Source organism: Streptomyces sp. DH12, assembly GCF_020873895.1.
Taxonomy (GTDB): Bacteria; Actinomycetota; Actinomycetes; order Streptomycetales; family Streptomycetaceae; genus Streptomyces.
This window is the reverse complement of sequence record NZ_JAHWGT010001465.1, coordinates 1-408: the sequence shown is the minus strand read 5'-3', so window position 1 is coordinate 408 and position 408 is coordinate 1. Positions and strand designations below refer to the sequence as shown.

Annotated in this window: 1 pseudogene; it reads left to right on the top strand. The window is 74.3% G+C overall.

Going from position 1 to position 408, the window contains the following annotated elements:
- Positions 1–147 precede the first annotated feature (147 nt).
- Positions 148–408, top strand: a pseudogene (locus tag LPA54_RS42790) (MarR family transcriptional regulator); the annotation flags it as partial.

Below are 408 nucleotides of genomic sequence, written 5' to 3'. Positions count from 1 at the left end.
ATGGTGGCAGCGCGCGCTGCCCCAGGAACGGGTGGTGCTCGCCGAGCAGGCGGCACACCGTACGCTCGCGGCGACGGTACGACGCCAGGGTCTCCTCCCGGACCCCGGCACCACCAGCACGCAGACGCACACGGAGGACACATCGCCATGACGGCGACCCAAGGGCCATCGGCCGGCGACGGTGTCACCGGCACGCCGGACACCTCGAGCACCGCGGACACGTCCGCCCCTGGGCGCGACACCGTCGCCGAGGTCGTCCGGCAGTGGCGGGCGGTCCACCCCGACCTCGACACCGGTCCCATGGAGATCATCGGCCGCATCAACCGCTGCGCGGCGCTCTTCCAGCAGGCCGAGGACGCCCCGCTGCGGCGGGCCGGGCTCACCCGCCCGGAGTTCGACCTGCTCGGC